This is a genomic window from Kaistella sp. CFF1-2, from assembly GCF_059509915.1.
Genome location: NZ_JCAKLF010000003.1, coordinates 17,203 through 33,472, shown reverse-complemented (window position 1 = coordinate 33,472; position 16,270 = coordinate 17,203). Strand labels below are relative to the sequence as shown.

Annotated in this window: 18 protein-coding genes; 10 read left to right on the top strand and 8 right to left on the bottom strand. The window is 36.0% G+C overall.

Annotation, left to right across the window (positions count from 1 at the left end):
* Positions 1-30 precede the first annotated feature (30 nt).
* The 4 genes from AC5XHR_RS09425 to AC5XHR_RS09410 all read left to right on the top strand — a co-directional run bounded on the left by AC5XHR_RS09425 (position 31) and on the right by AC5XHR_RS09410 (position 3,252).
* The gene (locus AC5XHR_RS09425) at positions 31-819 is read left to right on the top strand and encodes a hypothetical protein (RefSeq protein ID WP_495950539.1); all 789 of its coding nucleotides are present in this window, start codon (positions 31-33) and stop codon (positions 817-819) included.
* 106 nt (positions 820-925) lie between these two features.
* Positions 926-1,747 carry a DUF6759 domain-containing protein gene (locus tag AC5XHR_RS09420; protein WP_495950538.1) on the top strand — a complete coding sequence of 274 codons (822 nt, stop codon included), beginning with the start codon at positions 926-928 and terminating at the stop codon, positions 1,745-1,747.
* 63 nt (positions 1,748-1,810) lie between these two features.
* The gene (gene trmB, locus AC5XHR_RS09415) at positions 1,811-2,488 is read left to right on the top strand and encodes a tRNA (guanosine(46)-N7)-methyltransferase TrmB (protein WP_495950537.1); all 678 of its coding nucleotides are present in this window, start codon (positions 1,811-1,813) and stop codon (positions 2,486-2,488) included.
* Entirely contained in the window at positions 2,488-3,252 is a 765-nt protein-coding gene (locus AC5XHR_RS09410) for a DUF6759 domain-containing protein (RefSeq protein WP_495950536.1), read from the top strand. Before trmB ends, AC5XHR_RS09410 begins: the two co-directional genes overlap by 1 nt.
* Before the next feature lie 87 nt (positions 3,253-3,339).
* Here the strand turns inward: AC5XHR_RS09410 and rpsB are convergent, their stop codons facing one another.
* The 3 genes from rpsB to rplM form a co-directional block, all read right to left on the bottom strand.
* The gene (rpsB, locus tag AC5XHR_RS09405; protein ID WP_495950535.1) at positions 3,340-4,101 is read right to left on the bottom strand and encodes a 30S ribosomal protein S2; all 762 of its coding nucleotides are present in this window, start codon (positions 4,099-4,101) and stop codon (positions 3,340-3,342) included.
* A gap of 185 nt (positions 4,102-4,286) precedes the next feature.
* The gene (gene rpsI / locus AC5XHR_RS09400) at positions 4,287-4,673 is read right to left on the bottom strand and encodes a 30S ribosomal protein S9 (protein ID WP_495950534.1); all 387 of its coding nucleotides are present in this window, start codon (positions 4,671-4,673) and stop codon (positions 4,287-4,289) included.
* Between the two features lies 1 nt (position 4,674).
* Positions 4,675-5,130 carry a 50S ribosomal protein L13 gene (rplM, locus tag AC5XHR_RS09395; RefSeq protein WP_495950533.1) on the bottom strand — a complete coding sequence of 152 codons (456 nt, stop codon included), beginning with the start codon at positions 5,128-5,130 and terminating at the stop codon, positions 4,675-4,677.
* A gap of 329 nt (positions 5,131-5,459) precedes the next feature.
* Here rplM and AC5XHR_RS09390 point away from each other — a divergent pair, with 329 nt between their 5' ends.
* Positions 5,460-6,563, top strand: a complete 1,104-nt coding sequence (locus AC5XHR_RS09390) for a DUF3667 domain-containing protein (protein ID WP_495950532.1) — start codon at positions 5,460-5,462, stop codon at positions 6,561-6,563.
* Positions 6,564-6,622: 59 nt separating this feature from the next.
* Here AC5XHR_RS09390 and AC5XHR_RS09385 read toward each other — a convergent pair whose 3' ends face one another.
* Positions 6,623-6,955, bottom strand: coding sequence for a hypothetical protein (locus AC5XHR_RS09385; protein ID WP_495950531.1), 333 nt, complete (start codon positions 6,953-6,955; stop codon positions 6,623-6,625).
* A 125-nt stretch (positions 6,956-7,080) separates the two neighbouring features.
* Between AC5XHR_RS09385 and AC5XHR_RS09380 the strand changes: the two genes are divergently transcribed.
* From AC5XHR_RS09380 to AC5XHR_RS09365, 4 genes are all read left to right on the top strand, one after another.
* A complete protein-coding gene (locus AC5XHR_RS09380; protein ID WP_495950530.1) occupies positions 7,081-10,428 on the top strand; it encodes a methylmalonyl-CoA mutase family protein in 3,348 nt (1,115 codons plus the stop codon).
* A 169-nt stretch (positions 10,429-10,597) separates the two neighbouring features.
* Positions 10,598-11,062, top strand: a complete 465-nt coding sequence (locus tag AC5XHR_RS09375) for a hypothetical protein (RefSeq protein WP_495950529.1) — start codon at positions 10,598-10,600, stop codon at positions 11,060-11,062.
* A 64-nt stretch (positions 11,063-11,126) separates the two neighbouring features.
* Positions 11,127-12,182: a hypothetical protein gene (locus tag AC5XHR_RS09370; RefSeq protein ID WP_495950528.1), complete on the top strand. Its 1,056-nt coding sequence runs from the start codon at positions 11,127-11,129 to the stop codon at positions 12,180-12,182.
* A 50-nt stretch (positions 12,183-12,232) separates the two neighbouring features.
* Positions 12,233-13,339, top strand: coding sequence for a serine hydrolase domain-containing protein (locus AC5XHR_RS09365; protein ID WP_495950527.1), 1,107 nt, complete (start codon positions 12,233-12,235; stop codon positions 13,337-13,339).
* Here AC5XHR_RS09365 and AC5XHR_RS09360 read toward each other — a convergent pair.
* The 3 genes from AC5XHR_RS09360 to AC5XHR_RS09350 form a co-directional block, all read right to left on the bottom strand.
* Positions 13,336-13,818: a hypothetical protein gene (locus AC5XHR_RS09360; protein ID WP_495950526.1), complete on the bottom strand. Its 483-nt coding sequence runs from the start codon at positions 13,816-13,818 to the stop codon at positions 13,336-13,338. The two genes, AC5XHR_RS09365 and AC5XHR_RS09360, sit on opposite strands and share 4 nt — an antisense overlap.
* A 244-nt stretch (positions 13,819-14,062) precedes the next feature.
* Positions 14,063-14,812: a hypothetical protein gene (locus AC5XHR_RS09355; protein WP_495950525.1), complete on the bottom strand. Its 750-nt coding sequence runs from the start codon at positions 14,810-14,812 to the stop codon at positions 14,063-14,065.
* 9 nt (positions 14,813-14,821) lie between these two features.
* The gene (locus tag AC5XHR_RS09350) at positions 14,822-15,148 is read right to left on the bottom strand and encodes a PadR family transcriptional regulator (protein WP_495950524.1); all 327 of its coding nucleotides are present in this window, start codon (positions 15,146-15,148) and stop codon (positions 14,822-14,824) included.
* 94 nt (positions 15,149-15,242) lie between these two features.
* Here AC5XHR_RS09350 and ruvC point away from each other — a divergent pair, with 94 nt between their 5' ends.
* Entirely contained in the window at positions 15,243-15,797 is a 555-nt protein-coding gene (ruvC, locus tag AC5XHR_RS09345) for a crossover junction endodeoxyribonuclease RuvC (RefSeq protein WP_495950523.1), read from the top strand.
* A 5-nt stretch (positions 15,798-15,802) separates the two neighbouring features.
* On the opposite strand, the gene AC5XHR_RS09340 is transcribed toward ruvC, so the two are convergent.
* The gene (locus tag AC5XHR_RS09340; protein WP_495950522.1) at positions 15,803-16,213 is read right to left on the bottom strand and encodes a DUF8479 domain-containing protein; all 411 of its coding nucleotides are present in this window, start codon (positions 16,211-16,213) and stop codon (positions 15,803-15,805) included.
* Between the last annotated feature and the right edge of the window lie 57 nt (positions 16,214-16,270).

Sequence of the window (16,270 nt, the reverse complement as noted above, 5' to 3'; positions counted from 1 at the left end):
TCATAAGATTATCGATATTTTTGCAGCATAATGAAGAATCTATTTATCGGGTGTTTACTTTTTATTTACAGTTGGTTTCAAGCCCAAGAATTTCGGGGGCAAGTTTATATGAAAGAAGACTCGTACGTTTTCCTAAATCATATTTACGTTACGAACATTACGACGCATAAAACAGTGCTTACAAAAAACAATGGTCATTTTATCATTGAAGCAAAACCGGGGGACATTGTGCGTTTTACATCCATTTTAACCGACCGTAAAGAATATACGTTGAATCAAGATTTATTGAATAATTCCAATAATTTTATTCAGCTAAGTCCGATGTACCATGAGATTCAGGAAGTTGTTATCCGTTTTAAGCCTTCGGGAAATCTTAAAAAAGATGTCATGGCTTTGAAATCAAGTGAAAAGTCTTTTGAAATTGCAAAAATTGTTGGCTTACCAGAGCCAAAAGGCGATGGTACATCTCCTGTTAACCCACCAGTGGCATTAGCTGGAGGAGGTCTTACATTTAGCGTGGATACGATTTTTGATTTGGTTTCAGGAGAACATAAAAAGAAAATCAGATTGTATCAATACGAAAAAATGGCTAAAAATGTATCAGCCATGAAGGCCTATTTTGGTGCGGAATATTTCCAAAAATTACGAATCCCGAATAATCTTATTGATAATTTTTTAGAATTTGTTTACACTTCAGATAACATTTCGCATTATTTTGACGCTGGAAATTTAGAAGGAACTCGAACTTCAATTGAAAAATACCTACCTATTTATCTTAAACGATTAGAGTCCTCTAAAAAGATGTCAATACAAGATTAGAAAGGGGTTTTCTCCTAATCTAATTACAATTAATTTTGGTATTTTGCGTTGTTAAGTAGAAATACCGAAACATTCCACAAAAAAGGAATTCAAAAATCAAATTGTGATGAAAAAATGTATACTCTTTTTATTCCTATTGGTAAGCTGTTTTAGCTTTTCCCAGAAGAAGACGAAAGATTATTCTAACATACTTAGAAGTACCAACATTTACGAAATCAACGCATTTTTACGCGATGCGCATCCGGACGATCCCAGAAGATCTGTTCTGAAGCCGAAAGTGATGAAAATGATGAAAGAATACATTCGCGAGGCAAAAGAAGGCGACCAAAAGGTGAAGCAAATGCAGGAAATGCTTGCGTTGTTGAGAAGTAGGCCTTCCACAAAAATATCGTTTGATGAAATGAACGCAATCATCAAACGAAAACAAATTCAAAAAATGCAAGCCGAGCTAGCTCGTATGGGGAAAATCAACACCCAACAAGCCACGCCTATTGCGCCCTATGGCTACACATACAAAGCTTCGCCGTCAACCTATCAAGAACCGAGCACGGGAACACCAACAGCTTTCGTAAATACCGAAGAAGACGAGTTTAAAATGCTGATGCAAGTAAATCCTGTTGAGCATAAAAACAAAACCGTTCAACTCCTGAATTCACTTTTTGATAATGACCCGAATGCCAAAGACGTTATTGTGATGATCGAAAACAAATCCGATTGCAACATTATCGTTCGTATGGAAGGGCGTGGAACCTCGAATTTTCGTTTAGCAATTCCCATGCATACCGAAAACTCCATTGTAATTCCGAAAGGAGATTATTTATTTACGAGTCTCGTTTGCGGTGCACAATATGCCTCTCAAAAAACCGTACAAAAAGCATTAATGGTTGCCTTAGGAAATCCTGCCGCTTTAGCCCAAAAAGCGAAGTAAAAATTCAAGCAAATTCTGTAATAATCCGCAGAAATTCTGTAATATTGCATGTAAGAATAATACATGGGAAAGAATAAAATTGCTCGTTTTGAAGAAAACAAGCGTTTGGAAAATGTCATCCAGCCTACTCGCGACGAAGCACTTGCTGGATTTCATTTGCAAGGAAAATGGAGAAGTGATTTTTTTAAGAACGAAAATCCTATTGTTTTAGAATTAGGCTGTGGAAAAGGTGAATATACCGTTGGTCTTGCTAAAAAATTTCCTGAGAAAAACTTTGTCGGAATTGACATTAAAGGAGCTCGATTTTGGTTTGGTGCTAAAGAGGCCACAGTTGATAATATGAACAATGTTGCTTTTCTACGAACCCAAATTGAATTGGTTGATTGCTTTTTTGGTGAAAATGAAGTTGACGAAATTTGGATTACTTTCCCCGATCCTCAAATCAAATACAAGCGTACAAAACATCGTTTAACCCATCCTGATTTCTTGGATCGGTATAAAAAGATTCTAAAACCTGGTGGTGTCATCCATTTGAAAACAGATTCCGAGTTCTTGCACGGCTATACATTGGGACTTTTGCAAGGTTTAGGTTACGAAATCCTAACGGCACACCACGATATTTACGGAGCTCCAGAATACGAACCAGGGACTCCACTATTGCGCGATGTAAGAACCTATTACGAAGAGCTATTTTCGGCAAAAGGAAAAACGATTACCTATATCAAATTCCGCGTACATTAATGAGAAAAGTGTTTTTGTGCGGTGTATTCGCTTTAGGTTTAGGTGTTTCTACGAATGTTTATGGGCAAAAAAATGGTAATGACAAAATCATGAATTCGACGAACGTTAAAGAAATTGAAACGTTCTTAGCGAGTGCTCATCCTGACGATCCAAGAAGAAATTTATTACGAAAAAAACTAGTTCGTATCAAGAATGAAACGTGGTCTAAAGGTCATCTAGTAAAAACACCAACGAAAGTAAGCACACCTAAAACGGTTGCTAATTTAGTTCCTGTCAACCCAATGAAAGCGAGTTTTGCAGTTGAGAAAACAGCAGAGATATCGATTCCAAATGGCATTAAACCCGAAAAAGAAATTACCGTTTTAATAAAAAATCCGGAGGAAGCAGAGTTTGAAAGGCTCATGTCTTTAACACCGAAAGAGCATCAAGCAAAAACGGTTCAATTACTGAACTCCATGTTTGACAGCGATAAGAAAAACTCCAAAGAAGCGATAATTTTAGTAGAAAATAATTCGGATTGTAATTTGGTTATGCGAATTAATGGCCCAGAAAAATACAGTCTTGCCGTGCCTAGTAGAGCTAAAAACTTTGTGGTTGTTAAGAAAGCCAATTACACCATTCAAAGTTCTGTTTGTAACGTACCCTACACTTCAACAAAAAACCTCAACAAAAGCGTTATTATTGCTTTAAATCACAGAACACAACCTACGACAACAACCGTTAATACATTATCAAAACCGAATGGCAAAGGAGCTTCTAATTAAGATATATATCATTTCACTTAAAAAATAAAGCACAAAAAAAAGGTCTGAATAAATTCAGACCTTTTTTATTTTAGCGTTTTTGAAATCTTATTGATCTTCAAAATCTTTATCTGCATCAGCAGTTACTTTTTCTCCTTCTTCTTTAGACTTTTCTTTGTCTGCTTTTCTTTGAGATTGTCCTTCTTTGATAGCATCAGCTACAATAGTTAAGATCATATCTACAGATTTAGAAGCATCGTCGTTTCCTGGAATTACGTAATCTACTTTTCTAGGATCAGAGTTGGTATCTACGATAGCGAAAACTGGAATACCCAATTTTTTAGCTTCCGTAACTGCGATGTGCTCTCTCATGATATCAACTACGAAGATTGCAGATGGAAGACGCACCATGTCAGCGATAGAACCTAAGTTCTTCTCAAGGTTAGCTCTTTGTCTGTCAACTTGTAATCTTTCTTTCTTAGAAAGCGTTTCGAAAGTACCGTCCTTCTTCATTTTATCAATAGCGTTCATTTTCTTAACCGCTTTTCTGATCGTTACGAAGTTAGTAAGCATACCTCCTGGCCATCTTTCTGTAATATAAGGCATGTTAAGTTCAGCAGCGTGCTTTGCAACTACTTCTTTCGCTTGCTTTTTAGTTGCTACGAAAAGAACTTTTTTACCTGCAGAAGTAATTTTTTCTAATGCACTACAAGCATCTTCTAATTTTACAGCTGTTTTATGTAGGTCGATAATGTGAATACCATTTTTCTCCATGAAAATGTATGGAGCCATATTCGGATTCCACTTTCTAGTCATGTGACCGAAGTGTACACCTGCCTCTAAAAGGTCTTTTACATTTACTTTTGCCATGTTTTCCTGTTTTGTTAGTTTACTTTCCGTCTTTTAAACAATCAACAACTTCTTTAGATGGGAGAAGCGTTTGGATGCTAAACGTAACGGGCAATATTTTTGTTACAAAATAGAACCAAGTATCGAGATTGAAGAAAAACCAAAATGGTCTTGAATCTTGTATCTGATAGCTTGAATCTTGATAATTAACGTTTTGAGAATTGGAATTTTTTTCTCGCTTTTTTCTGTCCTGGCTTCTTTCTTTCTACCATTCTAGCATCTCTAGTCAATAGACCTTCTGGCTTAAGTGCCAAACGGAACTCTGCGTTAATATCGCAAAGTGCTCTAGAAATACCCAGTCTGATAGCTTCTGCTTGACCAGTAATCCCTCCACCGAAAACATTTACAGTAACATCGTACTGTCCAGCTGTTTCAGTAAGTAAAAAAGGTTGGTTAACCTTGTAGTTTAACACGTCTGTAGAAAAGTATACTTTAGAATCTTTCCCGTTAATAGTAACGTTTCCGCTACCTGGTTTAACGTACACTCTCGCTACAGAAGTTTTTCTTCTTCCGATTTTGTGAACTGTAGACATACTATTTAAATTCGTTTAGGTTAATAACTTTAGGCTGTTGAGCTTCTTGTTTGTGCTCAGTCCCTTCATATAAATAAAGGTTTTTATACAACTGAGATCCTAATTTGTTTTTAGGAAGCATCCCTTTTACAGACTTTTCTAAAAGTCTCATTGGATTCTTCTTAGCAAGATCTTCAGCAGTAATAGACTTTTGCCCACCTGGATATCCTGTATGCCAAATGTAGGTTTTGTCTGCCCACTTGTTTCCTGAAAGACTAATCTTTCCTGCATTCAAAACAATAACGTTATCACCACAATCTACGTGAGGCGTAAAGTTTGTTTTGTGCTTACCTCTCAAAATCTTTGCAACCGCAGAAGCTAGTCTTCCTAACGGCTGTCCTTCAGCGTCTACCACAACCCATTCTTTATTTGCAGTAGCTTTGTTCGCTGATACAGTTTTGTAACTTAATGTATTCACACTTATAAGTTTAACGATTAAACATAATTTTCCCAATAAGGGTGTGCAAAGGTATAGATTTTTTTTGGAAGGAAAAAATATTTTTAGGAATATCCTGAATTTTCCTTTTAATAGCCGTATCTAAATCTTCTTTATTTAAAAAGCGAAAAAACAAACTCTTTGTCATGGCATAGTTGTTGATTTCGGACGAGTACTAAAACACAAAGTTGAAATAGTACTTTAACTTGGGAGGCGAAATTTTATTTCGTCTCTTTTTTTTATTCCAAATAGTAATCGTACTCATTCTTTTAGTATTTTGCATTATTAAAAAACTCAAAGCAAACGATTAAATGAGTCATCACGGAAAATTAAGAACGAACAAAACCTGCTTAAACTGCGGCCATCATGTTGAAGAACGCTTTTGCCCACATTGCGGACAAGAAAATACCGAACCGAGAAAGCCGTTCCATTATTTATTTACCCACTTTTTTGAAGACTTAACGCACTACGACGGACAGTTTTGGGGAACAATTAAAAATTTACTTTTCAAACCAGGAAAATTAACCAACGTCTATTTGAAAGGGAAAAGACAGGTTTATGTACCGCCTGTAAAACTCTATATCTTCATTAGTTTTGTCACTTTCCTAGTAATTGCGTTTAGTGATTTACGTGCAGATAATTTATTAAAATACAAGAAAGACAGCAAAACTGCGGCAGTCGTTGAACGACTTGATCCAGTCAAAATTCTTGAAGAAGAAAAGAAGAAAGGCCCTGTGTCTAAAGAGGATTCACTTTTAATAATGAATACATTTTCTACACTTAAAGTAGATGAGAATTCTAAAGACCAAATTCCTAGCATGTTTGATATGAAAAAACCGCTTGACAAAGACGCAAAGTATAAAGGTGCAGATAACATGAAAGAGTACGATTCCATCTACAAAAGCAACTCGTTTTTGCAAAGAAATATTGAAAGACCATTTGCTAAAAAGTATTTTGAATATAGAGAACAAGGCATATCAAAAGCAGATATTCTCAATAATTTCACGATGACCTTTTTTCACACCATCCCGAAAGCACTATTTATTTATATGCCTTTGTTTGCTTTCATTTTATGGTTATTCCACAGTAAAAAGAAATGGTGGTATTTTGATCATGGTGTATTCACATTACACTATTTTTCCTTTCTACTATTAATGGTTTTCTTTACCATGATTAGTTATAAGCTGTTTCATCTTTTACCTGAAAACATATTTTTCAAAGTCCTATCCTACTTAGTTTATTTGGCCATTTTATGCTATAGCGTCCTTTATTTTTACTTGGCTCACCATCGCGTCTATAAAACAAGTCGAATTTATAGCGTAGTCATTGGAAGTATCATTTTCGTTATAAACTTTATTACTTTTGAATTTTTACTAATATTTTTAATATTAATAAGTGCATTAATGATGCATTAAATAAAAAAGAAGTCCACTCGAATCAGAGTGGACTTCTTTTTTATTTAAACTTATAAATCTTAATAGCGAAGTGATTTACTTTCTTTAAAACTTGCAATTAAATAATAGGCTACAAAAACTGTTGAAAAGCGGATAATCGATGGAATCACAATAATGAAGTCGAAAAATAAAAATCCTAATGCTAAAATGACTGCAACACCGATAAAGGAAATCATCATTTTCTTCGCCAGCGGCCATTCTGGATGATCAACAAAATAGGCCAATCCCCAGCCTAGCCCAAAAGCAGCAGAATAAAACAAATCTAATTTCCATTGTCCTGTTCCAAAAAAATAATAATTCCCAAGAAAACTAGCCAGGGTTCCTATCGCAAAATACATCAACGCTCTTCCCATAATTGCAAATAATTGAAGCTGCAAAGATAAAGAAAATCACCCTAAAATAACACGACAAAACCTGTACATCGGGATTTTAAAATTTACATGGATATCCTTATATTTGGAGGATTGCTTATTAAGATATGGAAAACCAAAAATATACCCCTAACAATAAGGTTAGAATTGTAACTGCGGCGGCTCTTTTCGACGGGCACGACGCAGCAATTAATATTATGCGTCGTGTGATCCAAGGTTCGGGATGCGAAGTGATCCACCTCGGACACGACAAATCTGCTGAGGAAGTGGTAAACACTGCGATTCAGGAAGATGCTAACGCCATTGCATTGACGTCGTATCAAGGTGGTCACAACGAGTATTTCAAGTACATTTATGATCTTTTGAGAGAGAAAAACTCACCACAAATCAAAATTTTTGGTGGTGGTGGCGGTGTAATTCTGCCTGAAGAAATCAAGAATTTAATGGATTATGGTGTGGACAGAATTTATTCTCCAGACGATGGTCGCGAGCTTGGACTTCAAGGGATGATCGATGATTTGGTGAAAAGATCAGACTTCGCAACAGGTGAAAAAATTACGGCTGCTGATGTTAATGATTTAAAATTTGAAGATTCTGCAAAGTTGGCGCAAATCATCTCTGCTGTTGAAAACTTCTCTGATGAAAAGCCAGAATTGGTTGCCGCAATCAATGAAAAAGCAAAAGATTTAAATATTCCAATTGTTGGGATTACAGGTACTGGCGGTGCTGGTAAATCTTCATTAACAGACGAATTGGTGAGACGTTTCTTGCGTTCGAATCCTGATAAAAAAATTGCAATTATCTCAATCGACCCTTCTAAAAAGAAAACAGGTGGAGCACTTTTGGGCGACAGAATTCGTATGAATTCTATCAACGATCCGCGCGTTTTTATGCGTTCGATGGCGACGCGTGAGAACAACGTTTCGGTTTCTCCTTTCGTTCATACCGCTTTGAATGTTTTAAAATTAGCTCATCCTGATGTTATTATTTTGGAAACTTCGGGAATTGGCCAATCAGGTTCTGAAGTTTCGGATATTGCGGATGTTTCTATGTACGTGATGACCCCTGAATATGGCGCTTCAACGCAATTAGAAAAAATCGACATGTTGGATTATGCTGATTTAATTGCTTTAAACAAATCCGATAAACGTGGCGCTTTGGATGCTTTGCAAGCGGTGAGAAAGCAGTTCCAAAGAAATCATTTGCTTTGGGAAAATCAATTGGACGAAATGCCAGTTTTTGCTACAAAAGCATCTCAGTTCAACGATCATGGAACAACAGAATTATTCAATACTTTAGTTAAAAAAGTAAACGAAAAATTTAGTTCAACAGGTCTTCAAGAGTTTTTAGAACAAGAGATTACGAGCGATACCACGATTATTCCTGGAAAAAGAGTTCGTTATCTTTCTGAAATCGTTGAAAACAACACCCAATACGACCAACAAGTTTTGAAACAAGCGGATTTGGCTCGTAAAATGTACCACATTGATGGTGTTAAAAATTTAATTCAAAATGAAGTTTTAGATGCTGAATATGTAAAAGCGGAAAAGGAACTTCAACAAGAAAATATCGACTTTCTAAAAACTTGGGATGACACTAAAAAAGCTTTCCACGAGGAATTTTATTCGTATTTCGTAAGAGGAAAAGAAATTAAAGTTGAAACTTCAACAGAATCTTTATCACATCTTAAAATCCCGAAAATTGCACTTCCAAAATACCATGATTGGGGCGATTTAATTGCTTGGAAAGGTCAAGAAAATCTTCCAGGAAGCTTCCCTTACACGGCGGGAATTTATCCTTTTAAAAGAACGGGCGAAGATCCAACGAGAATGTTTGCGGGTGAAGGTGGCCCCGAAAGAACCAACAGACGTTTCCATTATGTTTCTGCGGAAATGCCTGCAAAACGTTTGTCAACGGCGTTTGACTCGGTGACACTTTATGGTCAAGATCCTGCTTTACCACCAGATATTTACGGTAAAATTGGGAACGCTGGAGTTTCGATTGCAACTTTGGATGATGCCAAAAAATTATATTCAGGATTTGATTTAATTAATGCTTTGACTTCGGTGTCAATGACGATTAATGGTCCTGCACCAATGTTGTTGGCGTTCTTCATGAATGCTGCAATCGACCAAAATGTTGAAAAATATTTAGAAGAAAACGGTCTTGAAGGTAAAATTGAAGAAGCTTTAAAAGCAAAATTCGATGCCAAAGGTCTGAAACGTCCAGAATACAACGGCGAATTGCCACCATCTCACAACGGTCTTGGACTGAAATTATTAGGTTTAACTGGAGATGAAGTGGTTCCTGCAGATGTTTATGCGAAAATTAAAGCTGAAACGATTGCTACAGTTCGTGGAACGGTTCAAGCGGATATTTTGAAAGAAGACCAAGCGCAAAATACGTGTATTTTCTCAACGGAATTTGCCTTGAGATTGATGGGCGACGTTCAGGAATATTTTATTAAAAATAAAGTTAGAAACTTCTATTCGGTTTCAATTTCAGGTTATCACATTGCGGAAGCTGGCGCAAATCCTATCTCGCAGTTGGCATTTACATTGGCAAATGGTTTCACGTATGTTGAGTATTATTTGTCTCGCGGAATGGACATCAACGATTTTGCACCTAACCTTTCGTTCTTCTTTTCCAATGGTATCGATCCAGAATATTCGGTGATTGGTCGTGTGGCAAGAAGACTTTGGGCAAAAGCCATGAAGTTTAAATACGGAGCTGACGAGCGTTCTCAGATGTTGAAATACCACATCCAAACTTCTGGTCGTTCGCTTCACGCGCAAGAAATTGATTTTAACGATATCAGAACGACGCTTCAAGCTTTGTATGCGATTTATGATAACTGTAACTCGCTTCACACGAATGCTTATGATGAGGCGATTACCACGCCAACGGAAGAATCTGTAAGACGTGCGATGGCGATTCAGTTGATTATCAACAAAGAATTAGGTTTGGCGAAAAACGAAAATCCACTTCAAGGTTCTTTCATTATTGAAGAATTGACGGATTTGGTTGAAGAAGCGGTTTATGCAGAATTCGACAGAATTACGGAAAGAGGTGGCGTTCTTGGTGCAATGGAAACCATGTATCAACGTTCGAAAATCCAAGAAGAATCGATGCATTACGAATGGCTAAAACATACTGGTGAATATCCAATTATCGGTGTTAATACGTTTCTTGGGAAAGATGGTTCGCCAACGGTTCGCCCAGGTGAGGTTATCCGTTCTACAGAGGAAGAAAAGCAAGCTCAAATCGAGAATTTGCACAACTTCCAAAATGCCAACGACGACAAATCTGCAGAAGCGCTTAAAACGCTTCAGTACGCTGCTATCAACCAACAAAACTTATTCGAAGTGATGATGGATGCCGTTAAATTCTGTTCTCTTGGTCAAATTACCAACGCACTTTTCGAAGTTGGCGGTAAATACAGAAGAAATATGTAGTGCGTGTCGCACAGACAATAAATACTACTAACTGTAAAAGTTATTTATAATTAAAAACCTCATCGTAATCGGCGAGGTTTTTTTTTATTTAACCTAAAATTAACTTTCGTTCTCAAATAAAAACGGTTTTTCCTCGTACTATTTAATATCACAAAAAAATAATAGAAAGATGAAAAAAGTGTTTTTAGCAGCTTCGTTATTCGGAGCATTTGGGTTAGCATTCGCGCAAAGTGTCATTGGTTCATACACACAATCGGCATTAATAGCTCCAGATCAAATTCGAGATGCAGCGCAAACGAATGTCAAAATTACACCAGACAAAACGCAGAAAAATAAAATTTGGATCTCAAATCTTATTGGAAAGTCTACTTTTTACGCGATTGCCAATGCAAGCAACGAGGGAAAGGCTGTTTACAATGTTCCTGCACAGACCGTTGGTGGCTATGCGGTTAAATTGGGCTGCGTTGTTTTTGACAAGGAAGAAAATGAAGTTGCCATTGCTTTGAATAATAAATCCAACTGTTTTGGGATTTCACAGTCGGATTATGGCGATGTTTCCGTTGGAAAAAACGGGGTTAAAGTTAATACAAAAGAAGCGCTTAGCGGTGTTCAATATGTTGGAACGAAAAACTAAGTTTGCTAGTTATAGAATAACACAACCTCATCCAAGTGATGAGGTTTTTTAGTAACTTTAAACGATGAAAGACGTAAAAATTGAATTTAGAAAACCCATTTATCCCGTAATTCCAGAGTTGGAAGCGTATTTGGACACGCATAATCGGTTGACCGAAATTCGATTTTTCTACGATGATCTTCTACGTTTTTCGGGCTACACGGCGGTGGAAGACAAGGAAGGAAAAGACACTTTGTGGCTTAGCGTCTATTATTCCGAGTCGGAACATAAGGAAATTGAGGAAAATCTCAATAAGATTTACACCTACTTACATTCGGATGGCGACAAGGACGTTTTGCCTTATTTAACGGTAGATTCCATTCATTTTTGCACCTTTGGAAATTCAAAACCATTTCGGATTCGCGTACGAAATATTCTGAACGATAATTACACTAATTTCTACATTAAGAAAGCGGATGCTTCTCGTATTTATGGATTGGAATTGGAGGAAATTCTTACACAAAACCGAATGAATTTCTTGGTTCATAAAGACACATTGATTGAAGAACATATTTTAGGAATTCCGGGCGATGTTTTTATTGATAAACATTTAGAGGGGTGTAGCCATCATGAAAAATCTCAGATTGCAAAAGAGTTTGTCAAATTCAACGAACGGTGTATGATTGGACTTTTGGGCGATATGCGCTCGTACAATTACGTGGTGATTCCAACGCACGATTTTGATCAAGTTGTGTATCGAATTCGAGCCATTGATTTTGATCAGCAGTGTTTTGAAGGGAATCTTAAAATATATCTCCCACAATATTTTAAAGAAAATGCGGCGATGGTTGATTTGGTTTATGACAAATTGAAACCCAATTCCATCGAGCAATACCGAAAGGAAGTGCGTTCTGTTATTGCAAAACGTGTTTTAAGTAGTAACCGTCGTTTTCATGATCTAATAAATATTTTGAAATTGGATACCATTTCTACTCCCGAAAAAGTCGAAGAACTAAAACGCGGCTTGCAGAAATTAACATACAACTCGCAATTCAAAAAGTGTGAATCGATGGGTGAAGTCTTGGAAACGGGAATTAATTTCGTCATTCGAAACTACCAACATTCGCATATAAAAAGATAGCGATTTCCTTTTTTTGAAAGGCTTTTGTACCTTTACGCAAAATGAACTTGATGAAACGACACTTTTGGAGCTTTTTCCTAGCTCTACCTTTCGTATTTGTAGCTTGCAAGCAAGAAAAAACGGATGAAAAAGCCAAAGAACTTACTGCCCAAGAAGCCGTTTTTCAGTTCAAAACCAATTTGTATAAAAATGCCGTCGATAGTGCTTTTAAAAAGTATGATTTCAATGCGTCAGTAGGTGTTTTTGAAGATAGTGTTCTAATCTATCGCAAAAATCAAGGATTTGAAAATTTCAAATCTCAAACTCAAATTTCAGATGCTTCGATTTTTCCGATTGCATCGATTAGCAAGCAGTTTACGGCGGTTTTAATTCTAAAAAAAGCGGAAGAAGGCTTGTTAAACGTTCAGGATCCGGTTGCGAAGTATCTTCCAAGTTTCAGCCAAGGCGATAAAGCCAAAATTACCATCGAACACTTGATGAATCATACTTCTGGAATTAGCGATGCTGCGAATAATTTGGTTTCAAAACCGGGAGCCGAATTTAATTATTCAAATAAAGGATTTCTTTATTTGGGTGACGTTTTGGAAAAAGCAACAGGAAAAAGTTACTCGCAAAACGCTCAAGAATTATTTAAACAACTTGGCTTAAATTCTACGTATACAGCAGATCAATTTACAGGTTCAAATTTTGCAAGTGCTCATATCGGAACATTAAAAACAGCGCAAGCAGTTCCGGGAATGCCTAAACGTTTGGCGGACGAATCTATTTCTATTCCTGCGGGTGGTATCCTTTCATCCATAAATGATTTGCATCAATGGAATCAAAAATTGTACGGTGGAAAAATTCTCAATGCCGAATTTTTGAAAAAGTTTCAAACTCAAAGTGCCGAGCGAAACCATCAAGTTTTAGGGAAAATGGGCTATGGATATGGTATTATGATGAGTAAAACGGAGCCTCTATCCTATTTCCATTCTGGGTATATTAAAGGAGCACCTTCGTTGAATGTCTATTATCCGAAAACAAAAACGTCCTTAATTATCTTATCTAATTTTGCAAATGAAGGCATTGGAAAGAATGCTATTTTTCAGCCTCATAAAGATTTGAAAACCGCTGCTGATGCCATTGAAAGTGCTTCACCAACAGCAACTTTAAATTAATTCGCTTTTTTAAGTTGATTTTTCAGTTTACTCACAATTTTTTGATGTTGAAGTAAATTTAAAAATCCAAAAATGGAATAAGTCATCAAAAAAGTCCCAGCGAAAATCATAACGTAAAAATTAATTGCGGTTGTTTGACCAGAAAAATAATTTGAAAATACATTTGCGTATTTTTCTGGTTCTCCAAATTTACCAAATTGAAAAAAGAATGCTAAGAAAACAACAATGCCACTTCTCTGATAAACTGAATATTGCAAAGATTTCCTATTCGTATTAAAATACTTATAATCCCTAAGCAAAAAGAAAATCAAAACCAAAAAAGGAATAGCAAAAAACACAACATTAATTCCTAAGTAAACCTCTGCAAATATTTCATTTGATAGTGTTTTTGCAAATACTATTGTTAATGCGATTATGAATATTGAAAAAGCTGCAGCTTTTCTGAATGTTTTAAAAAATTCTCGATTTATAATTTTCATAAGAAAACTCGGCGCATGTAAATTCAGCCAATAACTGTATTTCATTTTCAACTCGTCCTTCCAAAGATCTTTCACATAGATGAAGGCTTCATTAAAACCGATATATTTTTCGTTTTGAACGTCTATAATTTGACTAACAAAATGATCTTCCATTTCAATTAAAACATCCACGGGGATTTTTCTTGAATGTAAAAAATCGTGAACTTCTTGTTTTTGAACTTGTGTTATCATCATTGAATTTGAATTAAATTAAAACTTCTTCTACTTTCTTTTTGAACGAAAGCGCTTGTTGGTAATATTTTCGATGTCCGATAAAGCCAAGATACGACATCGCAAGTAACGTACAGTAAAGTGAAAGTGCGACAAAACTAAGTGCTAGCAATCCGTAATCAGAGCCTGTCAACGATGAAAAACTACTTGTGACAGTTTGCAATAGATTATGGATATCAATCCAACGATCTGATGAAGCAAAAATACCAACAAAGCCGCCCAAACTTGCTGGAATCGCCATAATCCCTTCAAACTGCGTTAAGAAATTGGAATCCTTAGAAAGTTTTGCATTTTGTCTCTTGAGTTGATTTAGTCTCACCAAAAAGAAAACGACCATCGTTAACATAGAAACACAAAACGTAATTTGAATGGGAACTACCCACGAATTTGAAGAAAAGGAAAATAAAAGCATTAAAAGAAATGCTAAGCTTATCCCGATCCCAACAGCTTTTGGCCACAATTGTCGATTTCTTTGACTCATAATTCTTTTACTTAATACAGAAATATCATCCAAACTAAATCGAACATCATAGGTCATTTTAAGCTCGTCAATCCAAGTAAATTGTACTTTTTGCCAAGCTTCTTCGAAACTCATATTTTCATTAGTTTTCAACTCATGAATCTGCGTGGTCATGTGATCGTAAACTTCCGACATCAGATCGTACGAAAGCTTTTTGTTCACCAAATAGTTGATAATTATTTTATCTTCTTCTTTTGAAATCATCGTAAATAGTTAATTAAAAATAGAATTAAGATTCAGAATAAAGGTTTTCATTTCCTCTTCATGAAGCAGTTGTTGCCGTTTTCCTTTTTCCGTTAGTAAGTAGTATTTTCGGTCACGACCATTAATATTCTGAAGTTCCGAAACGATCAACCCATCCGCTTCCAATTTATGCAATAGCGGATAGAGCGCACCTTCTGTCATTTCCAACTCACCTTTGGTGAGTTCTTTCGCACGTTGCGTCATTTGATAGCCATACATTTTCACATTCTGAGCGAGAAGCTTCAATATAATATTTTGTAAGGTTCCCTTGTATAATTTATTATTCTTCTTTATCATACCTAATTTTCTTATACATAACAAATCTATATATAATTTTCTTATGTATCAAACAAAATGTATAATATTTTAGAAATACCCTTACCTTTGCTTTGTGGAAGTAGAAAAAATTATTTTAGGAATCGACCCTGGAACGACGGTTATGGGTTATGGATTAATCAAAATCAAGAAAGGAAAAATGGAAATGCTTTCCATTCACGAACTTATTTTACGAAAATATCCCAACCACGAAACCAAGCTAAAGTGTATTTTTGAACGAACGTTGGCTCTAATTGACGAGTTCCATCCAGACGAAGTTGCACTAGAAGCACCATTTTTTGGAAAAAACGTACAATCCATGTTGAAACTAGGGCGTGCACAAGGCGTTGCCATGGCTGCAAGTTTATACCGAAACATTCCTATTACCGAATATTCACCCAAGAAAGTAAAAATGGCCATTACTGGAAACGGAAACGCCAGTAAAGAACAAGTTGCAGGAATGCTTCAAAACCTTTTGAAACTGAAAGAATTCCCCACCAAATATTTAGATGCATCCGATGGATTGGCAGTAGCTGTGTGTCATCATTTTAATTCGGGTGGGATCACCAATGAAAAATCGTATTCCGGCTGGGATGCATTTCTAAAGCAAAACCCAGATCGAATTAAATAATGAATCTATTGATAATCTTTTGGTGTAATCACCAATTCCAGAACAGGTTTTTTGTTTATATCTTGATAGGAATATTTGAAAGTCACTTTTTGTTTTCTTAAATCCTCCAAGTCGGGAGACGTTTTAATTAACTCGATCATTTCCTTTTTTAGCAAAGGTTTGGAGTTTTCGTAATACGCTTCATCCATATTTTTTGGATCATCAAGTGTTAACGTGTAGTGATAATGCATAGTTTTTTCGTCATCGACACTCGCAAAATCCAGACGCACACCTTCACTAATTTCTTGTGGCGTAACCTTATTGATAGAATCTGCCGTCTCTTTTAACTCATTAGCAATCTCATTGGAAGGCGTTTTCTTACACGAGACTAAAAGCGTAAGTAGCGAAACGGAAAGAATGGAAACTACATCTTTCATCGGAATTTTGATTTTAGGTGTTTGTAAAATAAAAATACGAAAAAATAATTTAATTTT